Here is a 24,063-nt window from a genome sequence, read left to right as displayed (position 1 = left end):
GTCGGCCATGAGTTACCAGCACCAGTACGTAGACGGCACGCGCATTCACTTCCCCCTGGGCAAGGTGGTGTGCATCGGCCGTAACTATGCCGAGCATGCCAAGGAACTGGACAACCCGATCCCCACCGAGCCGCTGCTGTTCATCAAGCCAGGCAGCTGCGTGGTGCCGGCCGAAGGTGGCTTCAAGATCCCGGCCGAGCGTGGGTCGGTGCACTATGAGGTTGAAATCGCCGTATTGCTGGGCAAGCCGCTGTCGACCCATCCGAGCGAGGAAGAGGTGCTGGACGCCATTTCCGGTTACGCGCCGGCGCTGGACCTGACCCTGCGCGACGTGCAGGCCAAGCTGAAGGAAAAGGGCCTGCCTTGGGAGCTGGCCAAGTGCTTTGACGGCGCTTGCGTGCTGCCACCGTTCGTCTCGGCCGCCAGCTTCGAGGACGTGACAGATATCCCGGTGCGCCTGACCGTGAACGGCGAAGTACGCCAGGATGGTAATAGCGCGATGATGCTGAACCCGATCGTGCCGATGATTCAGTACATGGCAGCGCATTTCTCGTTGCAGGCGGGGGATGTGATCCTCACCGGTACCCCGGCGGGCGTTGGGCCGTTCAACGTTGGTGACGAGTTGGTGCTGGAGCTGCCGGGTGTGAGCCGCTTCGAAAGCCGGGTGCTTTAACTCGAAACCGCGTCGCCTTCTTCGCGGGTAAACCCGCTCCCACGGGATATCACAGGCTTCAGGCCTGTGGAGAACCTTGTGGGAGCAACTGTCTTGCTCAATTTCTAAAAGCTGGCGCGATCCCTGTGGGAGCGGGCATGCCCGCGAATGGGCCGGCCCTGTTTACCGATTTTTCACACCCAATCCGGATAATGCGCGCACCTACGCCCATTTTCCCAGGATCACTGCATGCCATCCTCCTCCAGCGCCCCGGTAACCCCCAAGCGTCGCTTCTACCTGCGCTGGCCCTTCGGCCTGGCCGTGGCGGCGGTGATCGGCTATGGCGTGGCGGTGGCCATGCACTGGGATGACCGCGGTGCACTGTGGGTAAAAGAAAGCTTCGAAAGCACCGCCGAGCGTAGCGAGAGCGTTTGGTTGCCGGATTACCAGGTGGACATCGACGCCAAACCGCTGCCGGGCATGGACGATGATGAAGCCTCGGATGTGGCCTTCAACCCGCAAACCCGCACCCTGTTTGCGGTCATGGGCAAGAACCCGATCCTGGTCGAGCTGAGCCTGGAGGGCGATGTACTGCGCAAGATCCCGCTCAACGGCTGGAACAACCCCGAAGGCGTCGCGGTGCTGGAAGACGGCAACCTGGCCATCACTGACGAGCGCCTGCACGATCTGACCGTGGTCAAGGTGGACGCGCAGACCACGGCACTGAATCACGACGACTTCCCGAGCTACGACCTGGGCCCGTCGGTCAAAAGCAACAAGGGCTTTGAGGCCGTCGCCTGGGACCCGCTGCGCCAGCGCCTGATCATTGGCGAGGAGCGCCCGCCCAAGCTGTACACCTGGAGTACCGATGGCCGCAGCCCGCTCCAGGGTGACAAACAGTCGTTGCCGAGCGATGAACTCGACTTGCGCAACCTGTCTGCGCTGGGTGTCGACCCGCGTACTGGCCACTTGCTGGTGCTTTCGGCCGACTCCAACATGCTGCTGGAGCTGGACGAGCAGGGCCAGCAAGTCAGCTTCATGACGCTGCTGGGCGGCTTCAACGGGCTTGAAGACACCATTCCGCGGGCTGAAGGGGTGGCCATGGACGACAAGGGCAACCTTTACATGGTCAGCGAGCCGGCGCTTTTCTATCGTTTCAAGAAGAACTGACAACATCATCAGATTTGCCTGACGCTTGCATTAAGCTTTGCTTCAGCCATTCATGATTAGATTCGCCATCCTTGTGTCGAGTCTGTCCCTATGCGTCGTTTTGTTCGCCTGCTCCTTGTTCTGGCTGCCGTTGGTCTGCTCCTGCTTGGCTGGGCTGGGCAGGAGTTTCGCCTGTTCGAGCGTGGCTGGTTCAATCTGAAGACATGGTGGCAGCCTGTGGAGCGCAGCATTGGCCTGGATCGCTACCGGGTGGTGCTGGAGGCGCAACCGATCGAAGGGCTGGATGATGACATTTCGGCGCTGACCTACGACCCTGACCGCAAAACCCTCTTCACAGTCACCAATGCACGTTCGGAGCTGATCGAGCTGTCGCTGGACGGTCGTATCCTGCGACGTGTGCCGCTGACTGGCTTCGGCGACCCGGAGGCGGTGGAGTACGTTGGGCCAAACAGCTATGTGATTACCGACGAGCGTCAGCAGCGGCTGATTCGCGTACGACTGGAAGACGACACGCTGTTTCTCGATGCCGGTGATGCCGAACAGCTGACGTTGGGCATTGGCCTCAATGGCAACAAGGGCTTCGAGGGCCTGGCCTACGATTCAGCGGGCAAGCGCCTGTTCGTGGCAAAGGAGCGTGACCCGATGCTGATCTATGAGGTGCATGGCTTCCCGCATGACAACCCGGAAAAGCCCTACGCCGTGCATGTGGTGCAGGACCGCAAGCGCGATTCACGGCTATTTGTGAGGGACCTTTCGAGTTTGCAGTTCGATGAGCGCAGTGGGCATCTGCTGGCGCTGTCGGACGAGTCGCGGCTGGTGCTGGAGCTGGATGTACAGGGCCAGCCGCTGAGTACCTTGTCGTTGCGCAAGGGCTTCCAGGGGTTGCAGGCGACGGTGCCGCAGGCAGAGGGTATTGCGATGGATGAAGCGGGGACCATTTACCTGGTCAGTGAGCCGAACCTGTTCTATGTGTTCAAGCAGCCGGCTGACTGATCGCCTGTCAGGGCCTATTCGCGGGTAAACCCGCTCCTACAGGGATCGCCACGGTTCCAGGCTTGTGGGGTACCTGTGGGAGCGGGCTTGCCCGCGAAGAACGTTACTCGGCCTTCAGGCTCTTCACGCCCTCAGCGGTGCCCAGCAACAGCAGATCCGCTGGTCGCGCCGCGAACAGACCGTTGGTCACCACGCCGACGATGGCGTTGATCTGCGCTTCCAGCTCCACCGGGTTGGTGATCTGCAGGTTGTACACATCCAGGATCACGTTGCCGTTGTCGGTGACCACGCCTTCACGGTACACCGGGTCGCCACCCAGCTTCACCAGCTGACGTGCCACATGGCTGCGGGCCATGGGGATCACTTCGACCGGCAGGGGGAAGGCCCCCAGTACCGGCACCAGCTTGCTGCCGTCGGCGATGCAGATGAAGGTCTTGGCCACGGCTGCGACGATCTTTTCGCGGGTCAGGGCTGCGCCGCCGCCCTTGATCAGGTGCAGGTGTGCGTCGCTCTCATCGGCGCCGTCCACGTAGAACTCAAGCTCGCTGACGCTGTTCAGTTCGTAGACCGGGATGCCATGGCCTTTCAGGCGCTGGGCAGTGGCTTCGGAGCTGGCGACTGCACCGTCGAAAGCGGTCTTGTGCTGAGCCAGGGCATCGATGAAGAAGTTGGCGGTCGAACCGGTACCGACGCCTACGACGCTCTTTTCATCCAGCTTGGGCAGAATGAAGTCGACAGCGGCCTGGGCGACGGCCTGTTTGAGTTGGTCCTGGGTCATGCGGGCTCCGGAAGGGGCAGGGCGGTTTCAAAGTCACCTAGTATAACGGCTCGCACGGCTTTGCTGTGGTCGCCCGACGTAGCGCTAGGGTAGACTCCCAGCCCTCGTCCCGCGGCCCAGTGATGCTTTCCCGATGCTCGAACAGTACGTCAAGAAGATCCTCACCTCGCGCGTCTATGACGTTGCCGTCGAAACCCCGTTGCAGAGCGCCGGGCAGCTGAGCAAGCGCCTGGGCAACCAGATTTTGCTCAAGCGCGAAGACCTGCAGCCAGTGTTCTCGTTCAAGATCCGCGGCGCGTATAACAAGCTGGCCCAGCTGAGCCCGGAAGAACTGGCCCGTGGCGTGGTGACCGCCTCTGCCGGCAACCACGCCCAAGGCCTGGCCCTGGCCGCGCGCGAAATGGGCATCAAGGCCACCATCGTGATGCCCAAGACCACCCCGGAAATCAAGGTCGAAGGCGTGCGCTCGCGCGGTGGCAAGGTGGTGCTGCATGGCGACTCGTTCCCTGAGGCGCTGGCCTATTCGCTGAAACTGGTCGATGAAAAGGGCTTCGTCTACGTTCACCCTTACGATGATCCGCACACCATCGCCGGGCAGGGCACCGTCGCCATGGAAATCCTGCGCCAGCACCCTGGCCAGCTAGACGCGATCTTCGTCCCGGTGGGCGGTGGCGGCCTGATCGCCGGCATTGCCGCCTATGTGAAGTACCTGCGCCCGGAAATCAAGGTAATCGGCGTCGAGCCGGACGATTCCAACTGCCTGCAGGCAGCCATGGCCGCCGGTGAGCGCGTGGTGTTGCCGCAGGTCGGGCTATTCGCCGACGGCGTGGCGGTGGCGCAGATTGGCCAGCACACCTTCGATATCTGCCGCCACCATGTGGACGAAGTCGTCACCGTCAGTACCGATGAAATCTGCGCGGCAATCAAGGATATCTACGACGATACCCGCTCGATCACCGAGCCTGCCGGCGCGTTGGGTGTGGCGGGCATCAAGAAGTACGTCGAGCTCTACGGCGTCAGCGGCCAGACCCTGGTGGCCATCGACTCCGGTGCCAACGTCAACTTCGATCGCCTGCGCCATGTGGCCGAGCGTGCCGAGCTGGGTGAGAAGCGCGAGGCGATCATCGCCGTGACCATCCCTGAGCGCCCGGGTAGCTTCAAGGCCTTCTGCGAGGCTATCGGCAAGCGTCAGATCACTGAGTTCAACTACCGCAAGCACACCTCTGACGAAGCGCATATCTTCGTTGGGGTGCAGACCCACCCGGAAAACGACCCCCGCGCGGCGCTGGTGCAGCAACTGACCGAACAGGGTTTCCCGGTTACCGATCTGACCGACAACGAACTGGCCAAGCTGCATATTCGTCATATGGTCGGCGGCCACTCGGCCGGTGCCAGTGACGAAATGGTGCTGCGCTTCGAATTCCCCGAACGGCCAGGGGCGCTGTTCAACTTCCTCAACAAGCTGGGCGGGCGCTGGAACATCTCGATGTTCCACTACCGCAACCATGGCGCGGCTGACGGGCGCGTGGTGGCTGGGCTGCAGGTGCCGGAGGACGAACGTCACCTGGTGCCGGCAGCGCTGGCCAAGATCGGTTACCCGTACTGGGACGAGACCGAAAACCCGGCCTACAAACTGTTCCTGGGCTGAGCGGCTAAGCTAGGGCTGATGGCCCTTTCGCGGGCTTGCCCGCTCCCACAGGTACTGCGCAGGCCTCAAGGCCTGAGATACCTTGGCAGGAGCGGGTAAGCCCGCGAAGAAGCTACCGCAAAATGCCAGTTTAAGGACGACCGAGACATGGAACACCTGACCACGCTCAAGACCTTGCACATCGTTGCCACCGCGCTGCTGTTTCTGGGCGCCCTGGGCCTGGCGATCTGGACCTGGCGCGCCCGCCGCCAGGGCGATGCCGAAGCCTACGCCAAGCTGCTGCGCCGGCCGTTGGTGTTCGTCTGGCTGGTGATGGGCCTGTGCCTGGTGAGCATGCCGTTCACCGGCTGGTGGTTGGTACACCTGGTGGGCTGGCCACTGGGGCAGACCTGGGTGTTGGCATCCAGTGTCATCTATACATTCGGCGCGTTTGCCGTGTGGTGGCTGCTGGTGCGGCTGAACCGGCTGCGCAAGGCCGAGGTGGTGGGGTTGCGGTTTACTCTGGCGCTGGCGGTATTCAGTGGGGTTTGCTTCCTGTCCATTGCCGGGCTGATGGGGGCCAAGCCGGTCTGACAGGCCTGGATTGCCTGTGCCGGCCTCTTCGCGGGTGAACCCGCTCCTACAGGTACAGCGCAGCCCTCAAGGCCTGTGGTGATTCCTGTGGGAGCGGGCGTGCCCGCGAAAAGGCCGGCACGCGAAACCTCAATCCCGCAGCGAGATCACCGGCCACCCGCGCTTATCCGCCTCGGCCCGCAGGTCCGGGGCCGGGTCCACTGCCACTGCATGCGTCACCCGCTGCAACAACGGCAGGTCATTCATCGAGTCGCTATAGAAGTAGCTGTCCTCAAGGTCAAAGCCGTTCTCCAGCATCCAGCGCTCCAGCCGCGTCACTTTGCCTTCACGGAAACACGGTATATCGGTACTACGCCCGGTATAGCGGCCGTCGCGCACCTCGCATTCGGTTGCCAGCAACACCCGCACCCCCAGGCGTCGGGCGATCGGTGCGGTAACGAAGCGGTTGGTAGCGGTGATGATCACCAGTTGGTCGCCCGCCTCGCGGTGCTGCTGCAGCAAGGCCAGGGCCCTGGGCAGGATGATGGGCTCGATGCAGTCGCGCATGAAATCGCGGTGCCATTCGTCGAGCTTGGCCCTGGGTGTTGCCGCCAGGATTTCCATGGAAAAGGCCAGGTAGGCCTGCAGGTCCAGGGTGCCATCGAGGTAGTTCTGGTAGAAGCTGTCGTTGCGTTGCTTGTAGGCGACCGGGTCGAGAATGCCGCGCTCGCAAAGATAGTCACCCCAGGCATGGTCGCTGTCGCCACCGAGGAGGGTATTGTCCAGGTCGAATAAAGCCAGGCGCATCGCGGTCACTCGCATCAGCCACAGGGTAGGCCCGCAGAATACGGAGTTTTCACGCAGCTGCACATAAGCTTGGCGGGCGCGTTGCTGCGCTCGCAAGCTTTGTGGAACAATGCGTTGACATGCGTTTGCGAGGTTGCTGCCGTGATCGACCCGGATGGTTTTCGCCCCAATGTCGGGATCATTCTCACGAATGATGCCGGGCAGGTGCTATGGGCTCGACGGATCAACCAGGATGCCTGGCAATTCCCCCAGGGCGGAATCAACCCTGACGAGACGCCGGAAGATGCCCTGTACCGCGAGCTGAACGAAGAAGTTGGCCTTGAACGCGATGATGTAGAAATTCTTGCCTGCACCCGTGGCTGGTTGCGTTATCGTTTACCACAGCGGTTGGTACGTACTCACAGCCAGCCGCTGTGCATCGGCCAGAAGCAGAAATGGTTCCTGCTGCGCCTGGTCAGCAATGAACAACGGGTGCGAATGGACCTGACCGGCAAGCCGGAATTCGACGGCTGGCGCTGGGTGAGCTATTGGTATCCGCTGGGCCAGGTTGTGACATTCAAGCGCGAGGTGTACCGACGCGCCCTGAAAGAGCTAGCACCGCGTCTGTTGACGCGCGACTGACGACGGAGTTCGACCCCGAGCCATGCTCAATACGCTGCGCAAGATCGTCCAGGAAGTAAACTCCGCCAAAGATCTCAAGTCGGCGTTGGGGATCATTGTCTTGCGCGTCAAGGAAGCCATGGGCAGCCAGGTCTGCTCGGTCTACCTGCTCGACCCGGAAACCAACCGCTTCGTGCTGATGGCTACCGAAGGCCTGAACAAGCGCTCCATCGGCAAGGTCAGCATGGCCCCCAACGAAGGCCTGGTTGGCCTGGTCGGTACCCGGGAAGAGCCGCTGAACCTGGAAAACGCTGCCGACCACCCGCGTTACCGCTACTTTGCCGAAACCGGCGAAGAGAAATTCGCCTCCTTCCTGGGTGCGCCAATCATCCACCACCGCCGTGTGGTCGGTGTACTGGTCATCCAGCAAAAGGAGCGCCGCCAGTTCGACGAGGGCGAAGAAGCCTTCCTGGTCACCATGAGCGCCCAGCTTGCCGGGGTTATCGCCCACGCCGAGGCTACCGGCTCGATCCGTGGCCTGGGCCGTCAGGGCAAAGGTATCCAGGAGGCGCGCTTCGTGGGTGTGCCGGGGTCGCCTGGCGCCGCCGTGGGGCGTGCGGTGGTGATGTTGCCGCCGGCCGATCTGGAAGTGGTCCCGGACAAGACCGTCGATGATATCGACGCCGAACTCAGGCTGTTCCAGAACGCCCTGGAAGGTGTGCGCGACGACATGCGCAAGCTGTCGGCCAAGCTCGCCACCCAGCTGCGCCCGGAAGAGCGCGCGCTGTTCGATGTGTATCTGATGATGCTTGAAGACGCAGCCTTGGGCGGAGAGGTGACCGAGGTCATCAAGACCGGCCAATGGGCCCAGGGCGCCCTGCGCCAGGTGGTTGGTGAGCACGTCAACCGCTTCGAACTGATGGACGATGACTACCTGCGTGAGCGTGCCTCCGACGTCAAGGACCTGGGGCGGCGCCTGCTGGCGTACCTGCAGGAAGCACGTTCGCAGTCGCTGGTGTATGCCGACAACACCATCCTGGTCAGTGAGGAACTGACACCGGCCATGCTCGGTGAAGTGCCGGAAGGCAAGCTGGTCGGCCTGGTCTCGGTACTCGGCTCGGGCAACTCCCACGTCGCCATCCTCGCGCGGGCCATGGGCATCCCCACGGTGATGGGCCTGGTCGACCTGCCGTACTCCAAAGTCGACGGTATTGAACTGATCGTCGACGGCTACAAGGGCGAAGTGTTCACCAACCCCAGCGAAGTGCTGCGCAAGCAGTACAGCGAAGTGGTCGAGGAGGAGCGCCAGCTGGCCCAAGGGCTGGATGCACTGCGCGAACTTCCGTGCATCACCCCCGACGGCCACCGCATGCCCCTGTGGGTCAACACCGGCCTGCTCGCTGACGTGGCCCGTGCCCAGCAGCGCGGTGCCGAAGGGGTAGGCCTGTACCGCACTGAAGTGCCGTTCATGATCAACCAGCGCTTCCCCAGTGAGAAAGAGCAGCTGGCCATCTACCGTGAGCAGCTGGCGGCCTTCCACCCGCTGCCGGTGACCATGCGAACCCTCGACATCGGTGGTGACAAGGCGCTGTCGTACTTCCCGATCAAGGAAGAAAACCCGTTCCTCGGCTGGCGCGGCATCCGCGTCACCCTCGACCACCCGGAAATCTTCCTGGTACAGACCCGCGCCATGCTCAAGGCCAGCGAGGGCCTGAACAACCTGCGTATCCTGCTGCCGATGATTTCCGGCATTCACGAGCTGGAAGAGGCGCTGCACCTGATCCACCGCGCCTGGGGTGAAGTGCGTGATGAAGGTACCGATGTACCGATGCCGCCCGTGGGTGTAATGGTGGAAATTCCAGCGGCGGTGTACCAGACCAAGGAACTGGCGCGGCAGGTGGATTTCCTGTCGGTCGGCTCCAACGACCTGACCCAGTACCTGCTGGCGGTGGACCGCAACAACCCGCGGGTTGCCGACCTGTACGACTACCTGCACCCGGCGGTACTGCAGGCGCTGAACACGGTGGTGCGTGACGCCCATGGCGAAGGCAAGCCGGTGAGCATCTGCGGCGAGATGGCCGGTGACCCGGCAGCGTCAGTCCTGTTGATGGCCATGGGCTTTGACAGCCTGTCGATGAACGCCACCAACCTGCCGAAGGTCAAGTGGATGCTTCGCCAGATCAATATGGGCAAGGCCAAGGAGCTGCTGGCCGAGGCCTTGAGCCATGACAACCCGCAGGTTATCCACAGCTCGCTGCAACTGGCCTTGAAGAACCTTGGGTTGGCGCGGATGATCGGGCCTGAGGCCAACAAGACCCTCTGACTGAGCGTTTGCCTGTTCGGGCTCTTCGTGGGTAAACCCGCTCCTACGCGCGGAGCGGGGGGGGCAAACATCGGTGGCCCGGCACAGGCCGTTGTAGGAGCGGGGTTACCCGCCAAGAGGCCCGAACAGACAACATCAAATGCTCAGGCCAGCAACTCAATTTCCCCCAAATGCCCGCCAAAAGGCCCGAAACTGCGCTCAACCAGCCGCCTTCGCCCCTGATCATCCACAATCAGCACTGTACTCGCCCGGGTCCCGTAATTCTGGCTGGCGATGAACACGCTCGACAGCAACTTCTCGGTTGCCAACCCCACGCCTGTCTCGGGTAGATCACCATCAGCCGCGGGCTCGTTATCCGCAAGTAATGCCAGCAGCCTGTGCGGCTCCGGTGTGTCCAGCAGGCTCTGCAGCCCGTCACGTGCCTTCACCAGTTTCGGCCACGGTGTATCCAGCCCGGCGTTCGAAAGCCCGTAAACCCCAGCCTTCAGCAGGCGCGGCGTGGCCTCACGGGCATGCAGATAACCCAGTTGCTGCCCGTCACCCACCAGCAGGTTGAACCCCGAGTACTGCCCGCTACGGCTGGTCACCTGGTCCAGGTAAGCCTCGACCCCCAGCTCCCCTTGCAGAAACGCCGCCACCAGCTCACCCCGCGAGCGAGGCCCCGGCGCCTGGCCCGGGTCGCGGATGTTGGTCAGCGCGGCAAAGCGCTGCTGTGGGCCTACGCCCAGCCAGGTACCGCCTGCCTCCAGGTCGCGCCCGGCATGCACCCCAGGTGCATCCTCCCAGGCCGCCAGGGGCTGAGTGGGGCGGGCATAGAATTCGTCGCGGTTGGCCGCCACGATCAACGGCAGGGCGTGCCCCGGCCGCCAGGCAAATACGATCAGGCACATGGGGTGGGCCTCCGTGTTTTTTTGTCACTGTACCCACAGGAGCAGTGCGGATCCATCCTGACACAGAGTTCACTAGAGCCCCGAGCCCGGCTTCCGTTACCATGCCGGATTGATTTTCTAGGGGAAGCCGAATGGAATTCGTGCTCTATCTGTTGTTGGGCGCCTGTGCCGGTGTGCTGGCCGGGCTGTTCGGCGTGGGCGGCGGTATCATCATCGTGCCGGTGCTGGTGTTCAGCTTTACCCTGCAGGGTTTCGACGCTTCGGTGCTGACCCACCTGGCCGTCGGCACGTCATTGGCCACCATCGTCTTCACTTCGATCAACGCCGTGCGGGAGCACCACCGCAAGCGCGCGGTGCAATGGCCGATCTTCATCTGGATGACCATCGGCATCCTCCTGGGGGCCGGTGTCGGTGCCAAGACCGCTTCGCTGATCCAGGGCCCACTGCTGCAGAAGATCATCGGTGTGTTCGCCCTGGTCATCGCCGCGCAGATGGCGCTGGACCTCAAACCCAAGGCCAGCCGTGGCGTCCCCGGCAAGCCCGCATTGATCGGCGCAGGCGGCGTAATCGGCTGGGCTTCGGCCATTTTCGGCATTGGCGGTGGCTCGCTGACAGTGCCGTTCCTTACCTGGCGCAGCCTGCCCATGCAGCAGGCAGTGGCCACGTCCTCGGCCTGTGGCCTGCCGATTGCTGTGGCCAGTGCCCTGAGCTTCATGCTGCTGGGATGGCACGAGGAGCATCTGCCGCCTAACAGCCTGGGTTATGTGTACCTGCCGGCGCTGGTCGGCATTGCCGTGACCAGCATGTTTTTTGCCCGCTTCGGCGCGCGCCTGGCGCACAAGCTGTCGCCACGTTTGTTGAAACGCCTGTTCGCAGCCCTGCTGTTCTGTGTCGGCCTCAGCTTTTTGATTTGAATCGAGAGGAAGTTCCATGCTGCCTTACCCGCAGATAGACCCCGTGGCCTTGGCCATCGGGCCGCTGAAAATCCATTGGTACGGCCTGATGTACCTGATCGGCATCGGCGGTGCCTGGCTGCTGGCCTCACGCCGGCTGAACCGCTTCGACCCCACCTGGAACCGCGAGAAGCTGTCCGACCTGGTGTTCTGGCTGTCGATGGGGGTGATTGTCGGCGGGCGCCTGGGCTATGTGCTGTTCTACGACCTGCACGCCTACCTGGCCAACCCGACGCTGATCTTCGAAGTGTGGAAGGGCGGTATGTCGTTCCACGGCGGCTTCATCGGCGTGATGCTGGCGGCCTTGTGGTTCGGCAAACGCAACAACAAGTCGTTCTTCGAGCTGATGGACTTCGTCGCCCCGCTGGTGCCGATTGGCCTGGGCGCCGGGCGTATCGGCAACTTCATCAACGCCGAGCTGTGGGGCAAACCCACCGACGTGCCATGGGCGATGATCTTCCCGCCGTTCAGCGACCCGGCCCAGTTGCCACGCCACCCGTCGCAGCTCTACCAGTTCGCCCTTGAGGGCGTGGCGTTGTTCGTCATCCTGTGGCTGTTCTCGCGCAAGCCACGGCCGACCATGGCGGTGTCGGGAATGTTCTCGCTGTGCTACGGCATCTTCCGCTTTGCCGTGGAGTTTGTCCGGGTGCCGGATGCACAACTCGGTTACATCGCGTTCGGTTGGCTCACTCAAGGCCAGTTGCTGTGCATTCCGATGATAGTCGGTGGCCTCGTCTTGATCTGGTGGGCTTATAATCGCAAGCCCACGGCGAAACCCGCCTGATTAATCCCACGGCAGGGGCGATCCCCCTGCCGTTTTTGCTACAGGTAAGCCATGAAACAGTATCTGGACCTGGTCCGCGACGTCATCGACAACGGCACGTTGCAAGGAAACCGCACCGGCATCCGCACCATCAGCCTGCCGGGCGCGATGCTGCGTTTCGATCTGCAGAAGGGTTTTCCGGCCATTACCACGCGCAAGCTGGCGTTCAAGTCGGCGATCGGTGAAATGGTCGGTTTCCTGCGTGGCGTGAAGAACGCCGGTGAGTTCCGCGAGCTGGGCTGCAAGGTCTGGGACCAGAATGCCAACGAAAACGCCCAGTGGCTGGCCAACCCGTTCCGCCAAGGCCATGACGACCTGGGCGAGATCTATGGTGTGCAATGGCGCCAGTGGCCGGGCTACAAGCGCATCCCGCTGAGCAACCCGGCGGCCATCGAAATGGCCGAGCAAGCCGGTTTCCGCCGCATTGCCCAGGACGAAGAGGACGGCGTCGCGTTCGTCATCCTGTATAAGGCGATCGATCAGGTGCGCCAGTGCCTGGACACCATCGCCAACGACCCGGGTAGCCGCCGCATCCTGTTCCACGGCTGGAACTGCGCGCAACTGGACGAAATGGCACTGCCACCGTGTCACCTGCTGTACCAGTTCCACCCGAATGTCGAGACCAGGGAAATTTCCCTGACCCTCTACATCCGCTCCAACGACCTGGGGCTGGGCACACCGTTCAACCTCACCGAAGGTGCGGCGCTGCTGTCGCTGTTCGGCCGCCTGACCGGCTATACACCGCGCTGGTTCACCTACTTCATCGGCGATGCCCATGTGTATGAAAACCATCTGGACATGCTGAACGAGCAGCTCCAGCGCGAGCCGTTGGAGGCGCCGAAGCTGGTCATCAGCGACCGTGTGCCGGCATTTGCCGAAACTGGCAAGTATGAGCCGGAGTGGCTGGAGAAGATCGAGCCGAGTGATTTCTGGCTGGAAGGTTATGAGCACCACGCGCCGATGACAGCGCCGATGGCGGTCTGATAGATCTTCATTGTTTGAACTGGCCTCTTCGCGGGTGAACCCGCTCCACAGGGTACTGCACAGGCCTAAGTCGTGCGCGGTCCCTGTGGGAGCGGGTTCACCCGCGAAGCTTTTGGCTCAATGCCCGTGACTGCGCCCCACATGCGAATGTTCGGTATCCGGCACCGATACCGCCCCGTTCGTCTCCAGTTGCTGCAAGATCGCGCATTCACTCCCCTGCGCGTTGCAGCGCCGCCGCAGCTCCACCAGCTGCTCCTGCAATGCCACCAAGCCATCGATCCGCGCCTGAACATGCTCGATATGCTCGTCGATCAGCGCATTGACGCTGCCGCACGCGTCGGCGGGGCTGTCGCGCAGGCGTAGCAGGCTGCGAATTTCGTCCAGGGTCATGTCCAGCGTGCGGCAGTTGCGGATGAAGGTCAGCCGCTCCACATGGGCCTGGGTGTACAACCGGTAGTTGCCCTCGCTGCGCGCCGGCTCCGGCAGCAGGTTTTCACGCTCGTAGTAGCGGATGGTTTCCACCGCGCAGTCGGTGGCTTTGGCCAGTTCTCCGATCTTCATCGCGAAATCTCCAGCAAGTGGCTTGACCCTATAGTGGCTACAGGGTGTTCACTTGGCAACAGGCTCAATTTAAGGATGACCCATGAACCAGCCTGTCAGCCACGAACACAAGCATCCGCACGATCACGCTCATGGCGATGACGACCATGGCCATGCTGCCCACGGCCAGAGCTGCTGCGGCGCCAAAGCCGCACCGCCGCTGGTGCAACTGAGCGAAACGGCCAGCGCCCAGGCGCAACTCAGCCGTTTCCGCATTGATGCGATGGACTGCCCCACCGAGCAGACCCTGATCCAGGACAAGCTGAGCAAGCTGGCCGGTATCGAACAGCTGGAATTCAACCTGATCAACCGCGTGCTTGGCGTGCGCCACACCCTGGATGGCACCGCCGATATCGAGCGGGCTATCGACAGCCTGGGCATGAAGGCCGAGCCGATTGCCGCCCAAGACGATGGCAGCGCCAGCGTGCCACAACCGGCCAAGGCCCGCTGGTGGCCACTGGCATTGTCGGGCGTTGCCGCAATCGCCGCCGAAATCGTGCACTTTGCTGCACTCGCCCCGGAATGGGTGGTGGCGGGCCTGGCACTGGCAGCGATCCTCGGTTGCGGCCTGGGTACTTACAAGAAGGGCTGGATTGCCCTGAAAAACCGTAACCTCAACATCAATGCACTGATGAGTATCGCCGTGACGGGGGCCGTATTGATTGGCCAGTGGCCGGAAGCGGCTATGGTGATGGTGCTGTTCACCGTTGCCGAACTGATCGAAGCGCGCTCGCTGGACCGTGCGCGTAATGCCATCGGCGGCTTGATGCAACTGACCCCGGACATGGCTACGGTGCAGCAGGCCGATGGCCAGTGGCGCGAGCTGGAAGTGCGTGAGGTAGACATCGGCGCACTGGTGCGGGTGCGCCCGGGTGAGCGCATCGGCCTGGACGGTGAAGTGACCAGTGGGCAATCCAGCGTCGATCAGGCACCGATTACCGGCGAAAGCCTGCCTGTGGAGAAGGGGGTGGGCGACAAACTGTTCGCGGGCACCATCAACCAGGCGGGGGCGCTGGAGTTTCGCGTCACCGCCGCTGCCGGGCAGTCGACCCTGGCGCGGATCATCAAGGCGGTGGAGGAAGCGCAAGGCGCGCGGGCGCCTACCCAGCGCTTTGTCGACCGTTTTTCGCGCATCTACACCCCGGTGGTGTTCGCCATCGCCTTGGCCGTGGCGCTGATACCACCGCTGTTCATGGCTGGCGCCTGGTTCGACTGGGTTTACCGCGCCTTGGTGCTGCTGGTGGTGGCCTGCCCGTGCGCGCTGGTGATCTCGACCCCGGTGACCATCGTCAGTGGCCTGGCCGCCGCTGCGCGCAAAGGCATCCTGATCAAGGGTGGCGTGTACCTGGAGGGTGGCCGCCACCTTGATTTCCTGGCCCTGGACAAGACCGGCACCATTACCCATGGCAAGCCGGTGCAGACCGACGCCAAGGTGCTGGTGCCGCTGTTCGAAGACCGTGCACAGGCCTTGGCGGCCAGCCTGGGCGAGCGATCGGACCACCCGGTGTCCCGCGCCATTGCCGAGTTCGGCAAGCAGCAAGGCCTGGTCTTGAGCGAGGTCAGTGACTTCGCCGCCCTGGCCGGGCGTGGCGTGCGTGGCGTGATCGCCGGTGAGGTCTACCACCTGGGCAATCATCGTCTGGTCGAGGAACTGGGGCTGTGTTCGCCAGCGCTGGAGGCCCAACTGGATGCGCTGGAGCGCCAGGGCAAGACAGTGGTCCTGCTGCTCGACCGCTCCGGGCCACTGGCACTGTTCGCCGTGGCCGACACGGTCAAGGACAGCAGCCGTCAGGCGATCGCCGAATTGCATCAACTGGGTATCAAGACTGTCATGCTGACCGGTGACAATCCCCATACTGCGCAGGCCATTGCCGCCGTGGTGGGGATCGACCGCGCCGAGGGCAACCTGTTGCCGGCCGACAAGCTGAAAACCATTGAGGCCTTGTACGACCAAGGCCATCGGGTGGGCATGGTCGGTGACGGCATCAACGACGCCCCGGCGCTGGCTCGCGCCGAAATAGGCTTTGCCATGGCTGCTGCCGGCACCGACACGGCGATCGAGACTGCCGATGTGGCGCTTATGGACGATGACTTGCGGAAAATCCCGGCCTTCGTCAGGCTGTCGCGCCAAAGTGCGGCGATCCTTATGCAGAACATCGTTCTGGCATTGGGCATCAAGGCGATATTTTTGGCGATTACCTTTGCCGGCATGGCCACGATGTGGATGGCGGTGTTCGCTGATATGGGCGTGAGCTTGCTGGTGGTGTTCAACGGCTTGCGCCTTTTGCGTAAATAGAGGACGTGCATGCTGAGTGCCGAGCTGAAGGCCTTCTACATGGTGGCCCGTCTGGGCAGCATCACCCAGGCGGCGAAGAAGCTTGGCCTCAGCCAGCCCACGGTGACCACCCAGATCCGCAGCCTGGAAGGCCAGTACGCTGTGGAGCTGTTCTACCGCGGCGGGCGGCGCCTGGTATTGAGCGAGGAAGGCCTACGCCTGCTGCCGATGGTCAAGGCGCTGCTGCAGCAGGAAGCCGACATCGAGTTCGAGCTGCGCAACAGTGGCCAGGCCCAGGGCAGCTTGCGCATCGCTGCCACTGCGCCTTACTACATTCTCGACCTGGTCAAGGTCTATCGCGAACGCCTGCCGCAGGTTGAGGTAGCGGTGGAGATCGGCAATTCGCAGCAGGTACTGGAAATGCTCGAGGATTACCGGGTGGATATTGCCGCGTCGTCGCAATGGGTGGAGGACGCACGGTTGGTGCGGCGGATATTGGGCACTGACCCTTTGGTGGTGGCGGTGCACCGTAACCACCCGCTGGCCCATCGCCAGACGGTGTCGATCGAGGTGGTGTCGGGGCATTGCCTGCTGATGCGCGAGAAGGGCTCGACCACACGCAAGCTGACCGAGCAGATGATGCAGGAGGCTGGGGTCAAGGCCAGCGCCACGATGGAAATCGGCAGCCGCGAGTCGATCCGCGAAGCGGTGCTGCGCAATATCGGCATCAGCGTGATTGCCCGCCATGAGGTGCCGCACAATCCCGAACTCCGGGTGCTGGCGCTGGAAAATGCGCCGGTGATGCATGAGTACCTGTATTGCCTGAAGGAGCGGCGCCAGGCCCGGTTGCCGGCGGCATTCCTGGGAGTGGCGCAGGAAGTGGCCGGTTCGCAGTTCTAGATTCGCGTTGGCTTGTTCGCGGGTAGACCCGCTCCTGCATTTCTGCGTACATTTTCCGCAAACACGCATTCCGTTGTAGGAGCGGGTTTACCCGCGAAGAGGCCGGCACAGGCCACTACTAAATCTGCCTATACCACTATCACCGGCTTTTGCCTTAAAGCCACAGAACCTTCGCACAGCCTGCCTAGCATGGCCCCATCTCTTCGATGAGGCCCTGCCATGAACCACACCACCCCCGGCGCACAGATAAAAGTGTGCAATATCCACAAGCGCTTCGGAGCCTTCACGGCGCTCAACGATGTCTCGCTGGACATCGCCGCGGGCGAGCTGGTGTGCCTGCTCGGCCCATCCGGCTGTGGCAAGACCACGCTGCTGCGTTGCATTGCCGGCCTGGAACGCCAGGACCGCGGTACGCTGTACATCGGCGAACGCGATATCTCCGATCTGTCTCCCCAGGCGCGGGACTACGGCATCCTGTTCCAGTCCTACGCGCTGTTTCCCAACCTTACCGTCGAAGCCAATATCGCCTATGGCCTGTCGGGCAGTGCTCGGGAGCAGGCCCGCCAGCGGGTGGCCGAAATGCTCGAACTGGTAGGCCTGTCGGGCAGCGAGAAGAAGTACCCAGGCCAGCTCTCCGGTGGCCAACAGCAACGTGTGGCCCTGGCCCGCGCGCTGGCACCGTCGCCGTCGCTGCTGCTGCTCGATGAGCCGATGTCGGCGCTGGACGCCCGGGTGCGTGAGCACTTGTGCACCGAACTGCGTCAGTTGCAGCGCCAACTGGGCATCACCACGTTGATGGTTACCCACAACCAGGACGAGGCCATGTTGATGGCCGACCGCATTGCGGTGATGAACAACGGTCAGGTCGAGCAGTACGCCACCCCGCAGGAAATCTATGACCACCCGGCCACGCCGTTCGTCGCGGAGTTCGTTGGCCAGGGCAACTGGCTGCCTTTCCACCGCAGCAGCGACAGCCATGCCCAGGTCGGCGACATGAACATGCGCCTGGCGCCGGGTTCAGCCCAGGCCAGCAGTGGCCGGCTGTTCTGCCGCCCGGAAGCGATCACGGTCAACCCGGTGGTGCACGAAGAAAATCTGTTCCCGGCCATGGTCCGCGAAATCACCTTCCTCGGTAACCGCTGCCGCATGAGCTTTGAACTCAAGGCCCTGCCAGGCCATGCCCTGCTGGCCGAGCTGGCCCCAGAGGCCATGCCGCGCCTGGGCTCGCAGGACATCTGGGTGGCGTTGCCGCCGCAGAGCCTGCAGGTGTTTGCCTGAGATGGCCGCGCCAATGTCCCTGCCGTTGAGCCAGGCCAAAGCCGCGCCGCGTGCTGGCATCGCCCTGGGTGACCGGCTGTTCGTCGTCGGCGGCAAGAGCCTGCTGCTGATCCTGTTGGTGCTGGCCGTGCTGATGCCGTTGCTGGCGATCTTCTGGCGTGGTTTCAGCGGGGAAGCGGGCCAGGGTGGTGGCTTGCTGGCGGCCCGTGAACTGTTCGCCAGCGCCAGCTTCCACTGGCTACTTGGCAACAGTCTGTCGGTGGCCTTCACCGTCGCGGCCATTGTGGTACCGCTTGCCTATTTGTTCGCCTTTGCCCTGCAACGCACGTTGATCCCGGCCAAGGGCCTGTGGCGGGGGATTTCGCTGCTGCCATTGCTGGCACCGTCGATGCTGCCGGCCATTGCCCTGGTCTACCTGTTTGGCAATCAGGGCCTGCTGCGCGGGTTGCTCAGCGACAATATCTACGGCTTCTGGGGCATCGTGCTGGGCGAGGCTATCTACACCTTCCCGCATGCGCTGATGATTCTGCTGTCGGCACTGTCACTGGCTGATGCTCGCCTGTTCGATGCGGCCTCCAGCATGGGGGCAGGCTCGTGGCGGGCGTTCACCAGCATCACCTGGCCGGCCTCGCGCCAGGCGGTATTCGCGGCGTTTTGCCTGGTATTCACGCTGACTATCACAGACTTCGGTGTACCGGTCGTGGTGGGGGGCGACTATCAAGTGCTGGCGCTGGAAGCCTACAAGGCGGTGGTGGGCCAGCAACAGTTCGGCCGTGGCGCGCTGATCGGCATGGTGCTGCTGTTGCCAGCGCTGTTCAGCTTTACCGTCGACGCCTGGCTGCGCCGACGCCAGGGCGAGGCCATGGGCGGCCGTGCGCAGGTATTCGAACCCAAGCCATCACGCAGCCGCGATGCCTGCTTCCTGACCATTGTGCTGCTGGTGTGCGCGGCGTTGCTGGTGGTGATCGGTATGGCGGTGTACTCCTCGCTGGTCACTTTCTGGCCCTACAACCTGTCGTTGTCGCTGCGCCACTACATGTTCGAAGACACTGCCGGTGGCGGCTGGCTGGCCTACCGCAATAGCGTGACCATGGCCATTGGCACCGCGCTGATTGGCAGCATCGTGATCTTCACCGGTGCCTACCTGATGGAGAAGACCCAGGGCCAACGCCTGCTCAACCATGCGCTGCGCCTGCTCAGCTTCATCCCCATGGCCGTGCCGGGCCTGGTACTGGGCCTGGGCTATGTATTCTTCTTCAACCTGAACGGCAACCCGCTGCATGTGTTGTACGGCGGCATGGGGTTGCTGGTGGTGTGCACCATTGCCCATTACCTGACCACCGCGCAGATGACCGCGACCACCGCCCTGCGCCAGCTCGACGGCGAGTTCGAGGCCGCCGCGCTGTCGCTGAAAGCGCCGTTGTACAAGCACTTCCTGCGGGTGACCGTGCCGATTTGCCTGCCGGCGCTGCTGGACATCATCCGCTACCTGTTCGTATCGGCAATGACCACCGTGTCGGCAGCGATCTTTCTGTACAGCCCCGACACCATCCTGGCTGCCGTTGCCGTGCTGAACATGGACGACGCCGGCAACGTTGGCGGTGCCGCCGCCATGTCCACCTTGATCCTGCTGACCAGTGCCGGCGCTTCACTGTTGCTGGCTGCAGCCTCGCGCGGCCTGCTGCGCCGCTCCCAAGCCTGGCGCCAACGCGCCGCGACCGTCTGACTTCCAAGGAACCTACCCATGCACAAGCACCTTGCCCTTGCCGCTGCCGTTTCCGCCGTGTTCAGCCTGCAGGCGTCGGCCGCCGATACCCAGCTGACGGTCTACACCGCGTTGGAAGCCGAACAGCTGAAAACCTACAAGCAGGCCTTCGAGAAGGCCAACCCGGATATCGAGATCAAGTGGGTGCGTGATTCCACCGGTATCATCACCGCCAAGCTGCTGGCCGAGAAAGACCGCCCGCAAGCCGACGCTGTGTGGGGTCTGGCGGCGTCGAGCCTGGCCATCCTCGACCAGAACGGCATGCTTGAAGCCTATGCGCCCAAGGACCTGGGCAAGATCTCCGGTAATTATCGCGACGCCGCCAACCCGCCAGCCTGGGTCGGCATGGACGTGTGGGCCGCCACCATTTGCTTCAATACCATCGAGGCCGAGAAACAGGGCCTGAGCAAACCGGTGAGCTGGCAGGACCTGACAAAGCCTGAGTACAAAGGCAAGATTGTCATGCCCAACCCGGCCTCGTCCGGCACCGGCTTCCTGGATGTCAGTGCCTGGTTGCAGACCTTTGGCGAGCCGCAGGGCTGGGCCTATATGGACGCGCTGCACCAGAACATCGGCCAGTACGTCCATTCTGGCTCCAAACCGTGCAAGCTGGCGGCGGCGGGCGAGTTCCCGATCGGTATTTCGTTCGAATACCCGGCCGTGCAGCTCAAGCGCCAAGGTGCGCCGTTGGACATCGTGCTGCCAAAGGAGGGTTTGGGCTGGGAGATCGAGGCAACCGCAGTGATCAAAGGCTCGCCCAAGGCGGATGCAGCCAAGCGCCTGGCCGATTTCTCGGCCAGCCCGGCGGCCATGGAACTGTACAAGGAAAACTTCGCCGTACTGGCCGCGCCGGGCATTGCCAAGCCGCAGACCGAACTGCCGGCAGATTATGAGCAGCGGTTGATCAAGAACGACTTTGTCTGGGCTTCGAAAAACCGTGACCAGATTCTGGCCGAATGGCGCAAGCGCTATGACGGTAAGTCGGAGAAGGTGGCAGCGCAGTGATTGGGTGAGGGCTGGTGGGTGTCCGGCTTGAGGTTTTTGTCGCCTGTGAGATCGAGCGCCGCCCGCGCGGCGCATCGCGAGCTGCGCTCGCTCCTACGTTTGTTTCGGGCCAATCATTCCTGCGGGATTTGCGCGCGTCCCCCCTTGGCGCATGCCGCGATATCGCGTCGTACAATCAAGGCGGTCGCGCGCGCCTGTCACAGGCATAACTGGCCCGAAACAAACGTAGGAGCGAGCGCAGCTCGCGATGCGCCGCGCGGGCGGCGCTCGATCTCACAGGCACCACATCCTTCAAGGCATACCCCTCGCAGCCCCTCAAATCTGCGAAACCAGCGCTTCGAGCTGCTCCTGCCGCTCAGCCTGATTCAGCTTCGCCCCTGGATTGAGGGTGGACCACTGCGGGTGCGCCCGCGCTTTGACCAGCGCCTCCGGCAACTTGCCCTCACGCCAGGCCTTCTCATCCAGCTCCACCAGACGAATGCTGTCCTGTGCCGCATGCCCGCGGTTATCCAGCGCCACCATCAACTGCTGCTGACGCAAGGCCAGCAGACGCAATACCGTATCGTCCACGGTCAGCTCGCGCTTGCCCTTGAGCTTGCCCATCAACCGTGACCCATAGTTGCGCGCCGTCTGCAGCGCGCCGCCGGCAATCGCCCCGGCCAGCGCCGCTGCGCCGAGGGTAAGGCCACCAACCAGCAAATCGACCCCGGCCCCCGCTGCCGCCCCCGCCGCAACGCCACTGCCCAGGCGCACGCCCAGCAGTTTCAACGTCTCTGGATTGAACAAATCATCGCCCCAGCGGCCATCCAGCAACGGCAGGTCGCTGGCATGGGCGTCCTCGCGGCGGAAGGCATACAGCTTGAGCAAGGCTTCGACGCAGCGTTGTTCTCGTTGGCGTATGTCCTGGCGCAGCGCCTCGATGGCCCGGGCTTCTGCCGCCGGTTCGGCCTCGACACTGCGCCGGCATGCAGCGCAGTCGAGCAGCAGTTCGGCGATCAGGCGCTTGCCGCTGTGCCGGCGTGCCAGGCGCTGCGCCTGCTGGTCGTCGATCAGCCGTTGCAGTGCCGGGCGGGCGCTTTCCAGCAGCAGCGCCAGGCTTTCGTACAAACGGCGTTCGCCATCCTCTGGCGGGGCCACGCTGTCGAACCGCACCAATGCGTGAAGCCCAAGCCGGGCAAGGGCTTCACGCCATTCCGGTTCGCGGTGCTGGCTGCTGGCGACGAAGTTGAGCACCGGCAGCAACGGCTTGCCGCAGTTGGCCAGTACTTCCAGTTCGTCTCGGTACTTGGCCAGCACCGGCTCGCGCGCATCGATCACATACAGGCCGGCATTACTGGCCAGCAGTTGGCGCAATACCTTGGCCTCCTGCTCGAAACGTTGGCGCGCTTCGCTGCCCTGCAGAAAACGCTCCAGGCGGGCCGGGCCGTCCAGGCGCTCGCCCGGGCGTTCCAGACGTTCAAGGTAGTCGAGCAGCGCGATGGCATCTTCCAGGCCGGGCGTGTCGTACAGCTCCAGCAAGGGTTCACCGTCCACAGACAGTCGCGCACCTTCCACATGGCGGGTGGTGCTGGGGCGGTGGGACACTTCGCCAAAGCCGACGTCGCGGGTCAGGGTGCGCAGTAGCGAGGTTTTGCCAACATTGGTATGGCCGACCACGGCCAGTTTCAGTGGCTCAGTCATAGCCATGCTCCAGCCAGGTCAGCGGTGAGGTGTCGGCATGTTGCAGGCCAAGGCGGTCAAGGGCCTCGTGCCAATCGCCCAGGCGCTCGGCATCGAGGGGCTGGCCCGGTGCGGCCTGCAGCAGCCAGATACGGGTGGCGCCGGCATTGCGCGCCAGTTCGGCGAGCAGCGCCAAACTGCCTCGGTCGGGCGAGCGGCGTGGGTCGCAGGCGATGGCCAGGCGTGCTGGTGGGAAGCGGCTGAGCTGTTCCAGCAGCCGGTTGCGTGATTCGCGGCTGTCGAGCACGCCGGCATCGGTCACGCTTTTGGGCAGGGCGGGTGGCCAGGGGCGCTGGTCATCCAGCTCCAGGCCCACCAGCAGGGCACCGCTGCTGCCGCTTTCCAGCTGCCCGGCGGCAAATTGTGGCAAGGCTTCCGGTGCGGCGTCCTGCACGCCGATGCGCTCGCTGCGCGGCATCAGTGCCTCGCGCAGTTGCGCGTAACCGGGCAGGCCCAGGTCCAGCGTCAGGCGTTCACGGCCCTGGCGCCAGCGCCACAGGCATAGCCCGGCCAGCAGCAGGCGGGGCAGCAGGCCGTATACCAGCACCACGCCGAGCAGCCAGCTGGCCCAGGCCTGGCGTGCCATGTCCAGGGCCGGCAGGCTGTCGCCGCTGGAGCGGATCATGGCTTCGTCGGGCACGGCGAAGCCTAGCAACGAGGGCAGGGCGCCCAGCGCTTGGGTCAGGTGAATGAACGGGTCGGCGGCGAGCAAGGTGGTTTCCCAGACAAAGCCATAGCGCCGGGTCGCCAGCAAGGCCAGCAGCATGCCCAGTGCGGTAAGCATCGCCAACAGCCAAAGGCCATGTACCAACAGGCCGAGCAGCCACCGGTTGAGGCGTTGACGTTGCAGCAGCACCAGCAGCGCTGGCGCCAGGTGCGCGGCCTTGGCATCGCGGGCAAAGCGTTCGCTTAGCCACAGCCACAAGCGGCCCAGCCCTGCGCCATGCTCGCCGCTCAGGGCAAAACCCATGGCCCAGCCCAGCAGCATCAGCAGGTTCAGCCCGAGCAGGCTGCCCAGCGCCCAGAACACATTCACCGGGCGCTGCCCGTCACCGAGGGCGGCCAGCCCCAGGCCTGCGCCGCTGAGCACGGCCATCAGCAGCAAGGCCAGCAGCGCCAGGCGCGCGCCCTGCTTCCAATGGCGCAGGGCGCCGGTCATGCCATCGCGCTCGGCGAGGAACAGCGCACGTGTTTCGATGCGCGTGGCCAGGTCGCCACCTAGCTGGCGGGCGTGGCGGTTGGCTTCCTGGTCTTCCAGCGGGCCGGCATGTTCTTCGCGCAGGCGTACCGCTTCGGTGAGCCAGCGCTTGTCCAGTGGCGTGGGTGCAGTCACAAGGTCTTCCATTGC

21 protein-coding genes are annotated in these 24,063 nt (G+C 63.5%); 15 read left to right on the top strand and 6 right to left on the bottom strand.

What is annotated here, in order from left to right; translation table 11 throughout:
* Window positions 1-7 precede the first annotated feature (7 nt).
* The 3 genes from ACF8EA_RS07530 to ACF8EA_RS07520 all read left to right on the top strand — a co-directional run bounded on the left by ACF8EA_RS07530 (window position 8) and on the right by ACF8EA_RS07520 (window position 2,815).
* Window positions 8-673, top strand: coding sequence for a fumarylacetoacetate hydrolase family protein (locus ACF8EA_RS07530; RefSeq protein WP_010955685.1), 666 nt, complete (start codon window positions 8-10; stop codon window positions 671-673).
* Window positions 674-901: 228 nt separating this feature from the next.
* Window positions 902-1,822, top strand: coding sequence for an SdiA-regulated domain-containing protein (locus tag ACF8EA_RS07525; protein WP_021783575.1), 921 nt, complete (start codon window positions 902-904; stop codon window positions 1,820-1,822).
* A gap of 90 nt (window positions 1,823-1,912) precedes the next feature.
* Window positions 1,913-2,815, top strand: a complete 903-nt coding sequence (locus ACF8EA_RS07520) for an SdiA-regulated domain-containing protein (RefSeq protein WP_021783576.1) — start codon at window positions 1,913-1,915, stop codon at window positions 2,813-2,815.
* A gap of 103 nt (window positions 2,816-2,918) precedes the next feature.
* Here the strand turns inward: ACF8EA_RS07520 and rpiA are convergent, their stop codons facing one another.
* On the bottom strand, window positions 2,919-3,593 hold the full coding sequence (gene rpiA, locus ACF8EA_RS07515) for a ribose-5-phosphate isomerase RpiA (RefSeq protein ID WP_003249004.1): 675 nt from the start codon (window positions 3,591-3,593) through the stop codon (window positions 2,919-2,921).
* A 133-nt stretch (window positions 3,594-3,726) separates the two neighbouring features.
* Between rpiA and ilvA the strand changes: the two genes are divergently transcribed.
* Both ilvA and ACF8EA_RS07505 read left to right on the top strand, forming a co-directional pair.
* Window positions 3,727-5,241, top strand: a complete 1,515-nt coding sequence (ilvA, locus tag ACF8EA_RS07510) for a threonine ammonia-lyase, biosynthetic (protein ID WP_003249006.1) — start codon at window positions 3,727-3,729, stop codon at window positions 5,239-5,241.
* Between the two features lie 147 nt (window positions 5,242-5,388).
* Window positions 5,389-5,814, top strand: a complete 426-nt coding sequence (locus ACF8EA_RS07505) for a DUF2269 domain-containing protein (RefSeq protein ID WP_021783577.1) — start codon at window positions 5,389-5,391, stop codon at window positions 5,812-5,814.
* Window positions 5,815-5,943: 129 nt separating this feature from the next.
* Here ACF8EA_RS07505 and ACF8EA_RS07500 read toward each other — a convergent pair whose 3' ends face one another.
* Window positions 5,944-6,600, bottom strand: a complete 657-nt coding sequence (locus ACF8EA_RS07500) for an HAD family hydrolase (RefSeq protein ID WP_392521419.1) — start codon at window positions 6,598-6,600, stop codon at window positions 5,944-5,946.
* Between the two features lie 141 nt (window positions 6,601-6,741).
* Between ACF8EA_RS07500 and ACF8EA_RS07495 the strand changes: the two genes are divergently transcribed.
* Window positions 6,742-7,221, top strand: coding sequence for an RNA pyrophosphohydrolase (locus ACF8EA_RS07495; RefSeq protein WP_003249017.1), 480 nt, complete (start codon window positions 6,742-6,744; stop codon window positions 7,219-7,221).
* A 22-nt stretch (window positions 7,222-7,243) separates the two neighbouring features.
* Entirely contained in the window at window positions 7,244-9,523 is a 2,280-nt protein-coding gene (gene ptsP / locus ACF8EA_RS07490) for a phosphoenolpyruvate--protein phosphotransferase (protein WP_021783579.1), read from the top strand.
* A 143-nt stretch (window positions 9,524-9,666) separates the two neighbouring features.
* Here the strand turns inward: ptsP and ACF8EA_RS07485 are convergent, their stop codons facing one another.
* Window positions 9,667-10,413: an NRDE family protein gene (locus tag ACF8EA_RS07485; RefSeq protein WP_392521418.1), complete on the bottom strand. Its 747-nt coding sequence runs from the start codon at window positions 10,411-10,413 to the stop codon at window positions 9,667-9,669.
* Between the two features lie 131 nt (window positions 10,414-10,544).
* Between ACF8EA_RS07485 and ACF8EA_RS07480 the strand changes: the two genes are divergently transcribed.
* From ACF8EA_RS07480 to ACF8EA_RS07470, 3 genes are read left to right on the top strand one after another with little or no spacing between them, the layout of a single operon-like run.
* On the top strand, window positions 10,545-11,327 hold the full coding sequence (locus ACF8EA_RS07480) for a sulfite exporter TauE/SafE family protein (protein ID WP_392521416.1): 783 nt from the start codon (window positions 10,545-10,547) through the stop codon (window positions 11,325-11,327).
* A gap of 16 nt (window positions 11,328-11,343) precedes the next feature.
* A complete protein-coding gene (lgt, locus tag ACF8EA_RS07475; RefSeq protein WP_010955678.1) occupies window positions 11,344-12,150 on the top strand; it encodes a prolipoprotein diacylglyceryl transferase in 807 nt (268 codons plus the stop codon).
* 51 nt (window positions 12,151-12,201) lie between these two features.
* Window positions 12,202-13,173 carry a thymidylate synthase gene (locus ACF8EA_RS07470; RefSeq protein WP_028697543.1) on the top strand — a complete coding sequence of 324 codons (972 nt, stop codon included), beginning with the start codon at window positions 12,202-12,204 and terminating at the stop codon, window positions 13,171-13,173.
* A gap of 117 nt (window positions 13,174-13,290) precedes the next feature.
* Here the strand turns inward: ACF8EA_RS07470 and cadR are convergent, their stop codons facing one another.
* On the bottom strand, window positions 13,291-13,734 hold the full coding sequence (gene cadR / locus ACF8EA_RS07465) for a cadmium resistance transcriptional regulator CadR (RefSeq protein ID WP_019439122.1): 444 nt from the start codon (window positions 13,732-13,734) through the stop codon (window positions 13,291-13,293).
* Window positions 13,735-13,816: 82 nt separating this feature from the next.
* On the opposite strand from cadR, the gene ACF8EA_RS07460 reads away from it, so the two are divergent.
* The 5 genes from ACF8EA_RS07460 (at window position 13,817) to ACF8EA_RS07440 (ending at window position 20,996) form a co-directional block, all read left to right on the top strand.
* Window positions 13,817-16,069: a heavy metal translocating P-type ATPase gene (locus tag ACF8EA_RS07460; RefSeq protein ID WP_392521414.1), complete on the top strand. Its 2,253-nt coding sequence runs from the start codon at window positions 13,817-13,819 to the stop codon at window positions 16,067-16,069.
* Between the two features lie 9 nt (window positions 16,070-16,078).
* Window positions 16,079-16,948: a LysR family transcriptional regulator gene (locus ACF8EA_RS07455; protein ID WP_392521412.1), complete on the top strand. Its 870-nt coding sequence runs from the start codon at window positions 16,079-16,081 to the stop codon at window positions 16,946-16,948.
* 219 nt (window positions 16,949-17,167) lie between these two features.
* On the top strand, window positions 17,168-18,226 hold the full coding sequence (locus ACF8EA_RS07450) for a putative 2-aminoethylphosphonate ABC transporter ATP-binding protein (RefSeq protein ID WP_392521410.1): 1,059 nt from the start codon (window positions 17,168-17,170) through the stop codon (window positions 18,224-18,226).
* Window position 18,227: 1 nt separating this feature from the next.
* Window positions 18,228-19,952 (top strand): putative 2-aminoethylphosphonate ABC transporter permease subunit, encoded by a 1,725-nt coding sequence (locus ACF8EA_RS07445; protein ID WP_392521409.1) that lies wholly within the window; start codon window positions 18,228-18,230, stop codon window positions 19,950-19,952.
* Window positions 19,953-19,970: 18 nt separating this feature from the next.
* Entirely contained in the window at window positions 19,971-20,996 is a 1,026-nt protein-coding gene (locus tag ACF8EA_RS07440; RefSeq protein ID WP_392521407.1) for a putative 2-aminoethylphosphonate ABC transporter substrate-binding protein, read from the top strand.
* A 315-nt stretch (window positions 20,997-21,311) separates the two neighbouring features.
* Here ACF8EA_RS07440 and ACF8EA_RS07435 read toward each other — a convergent pair whose 3' ends face one another.
* Window positions 21,312-22,676 (bottom strand): GTPase/DUF3482 domain-containing protein, encoded by a 1,365-nt coding sequence (locus ACF8EA_RS07435; protein ID WP_021783638.1) that lies wholly within the window; start codon window positions 22,674-22,676, stop codon window positions 21,312-21,314.
* A complete protein-coding gene (locus tag ACF8EA_RS07430; protein WP_392521405.1) occupies window positions 22,669-24,060 on the bottom strand; it encodes a DUF2868 domain-containing protein in 1,392 nt (463 codons plus the stop codon). Before ACF8EA_RS07430 ends, ACF8EA_RS07435 begins: the two co-directional genes overlap by 8 nt.
* Window positions 24,061-24,063 lie beyond the last annotated feature (3 nt).

The sequence above is a fragment of the Pseudomonas sp. YQ_5 genome (assembly GCF_043103305.1).
Lineage (GTDB): Bacteria > Pseudomonadota > Gammaproteobacteria > Pseudomonadales > Pseudomonadaceae > Aquipseudomonas > Aquipseudomonas putida_Y.
The sequence above is the reverse complement of the archived record's forward strand: the minus strand, read 5'-3'. Positions and strand labels throughout refer to the sequence as shown.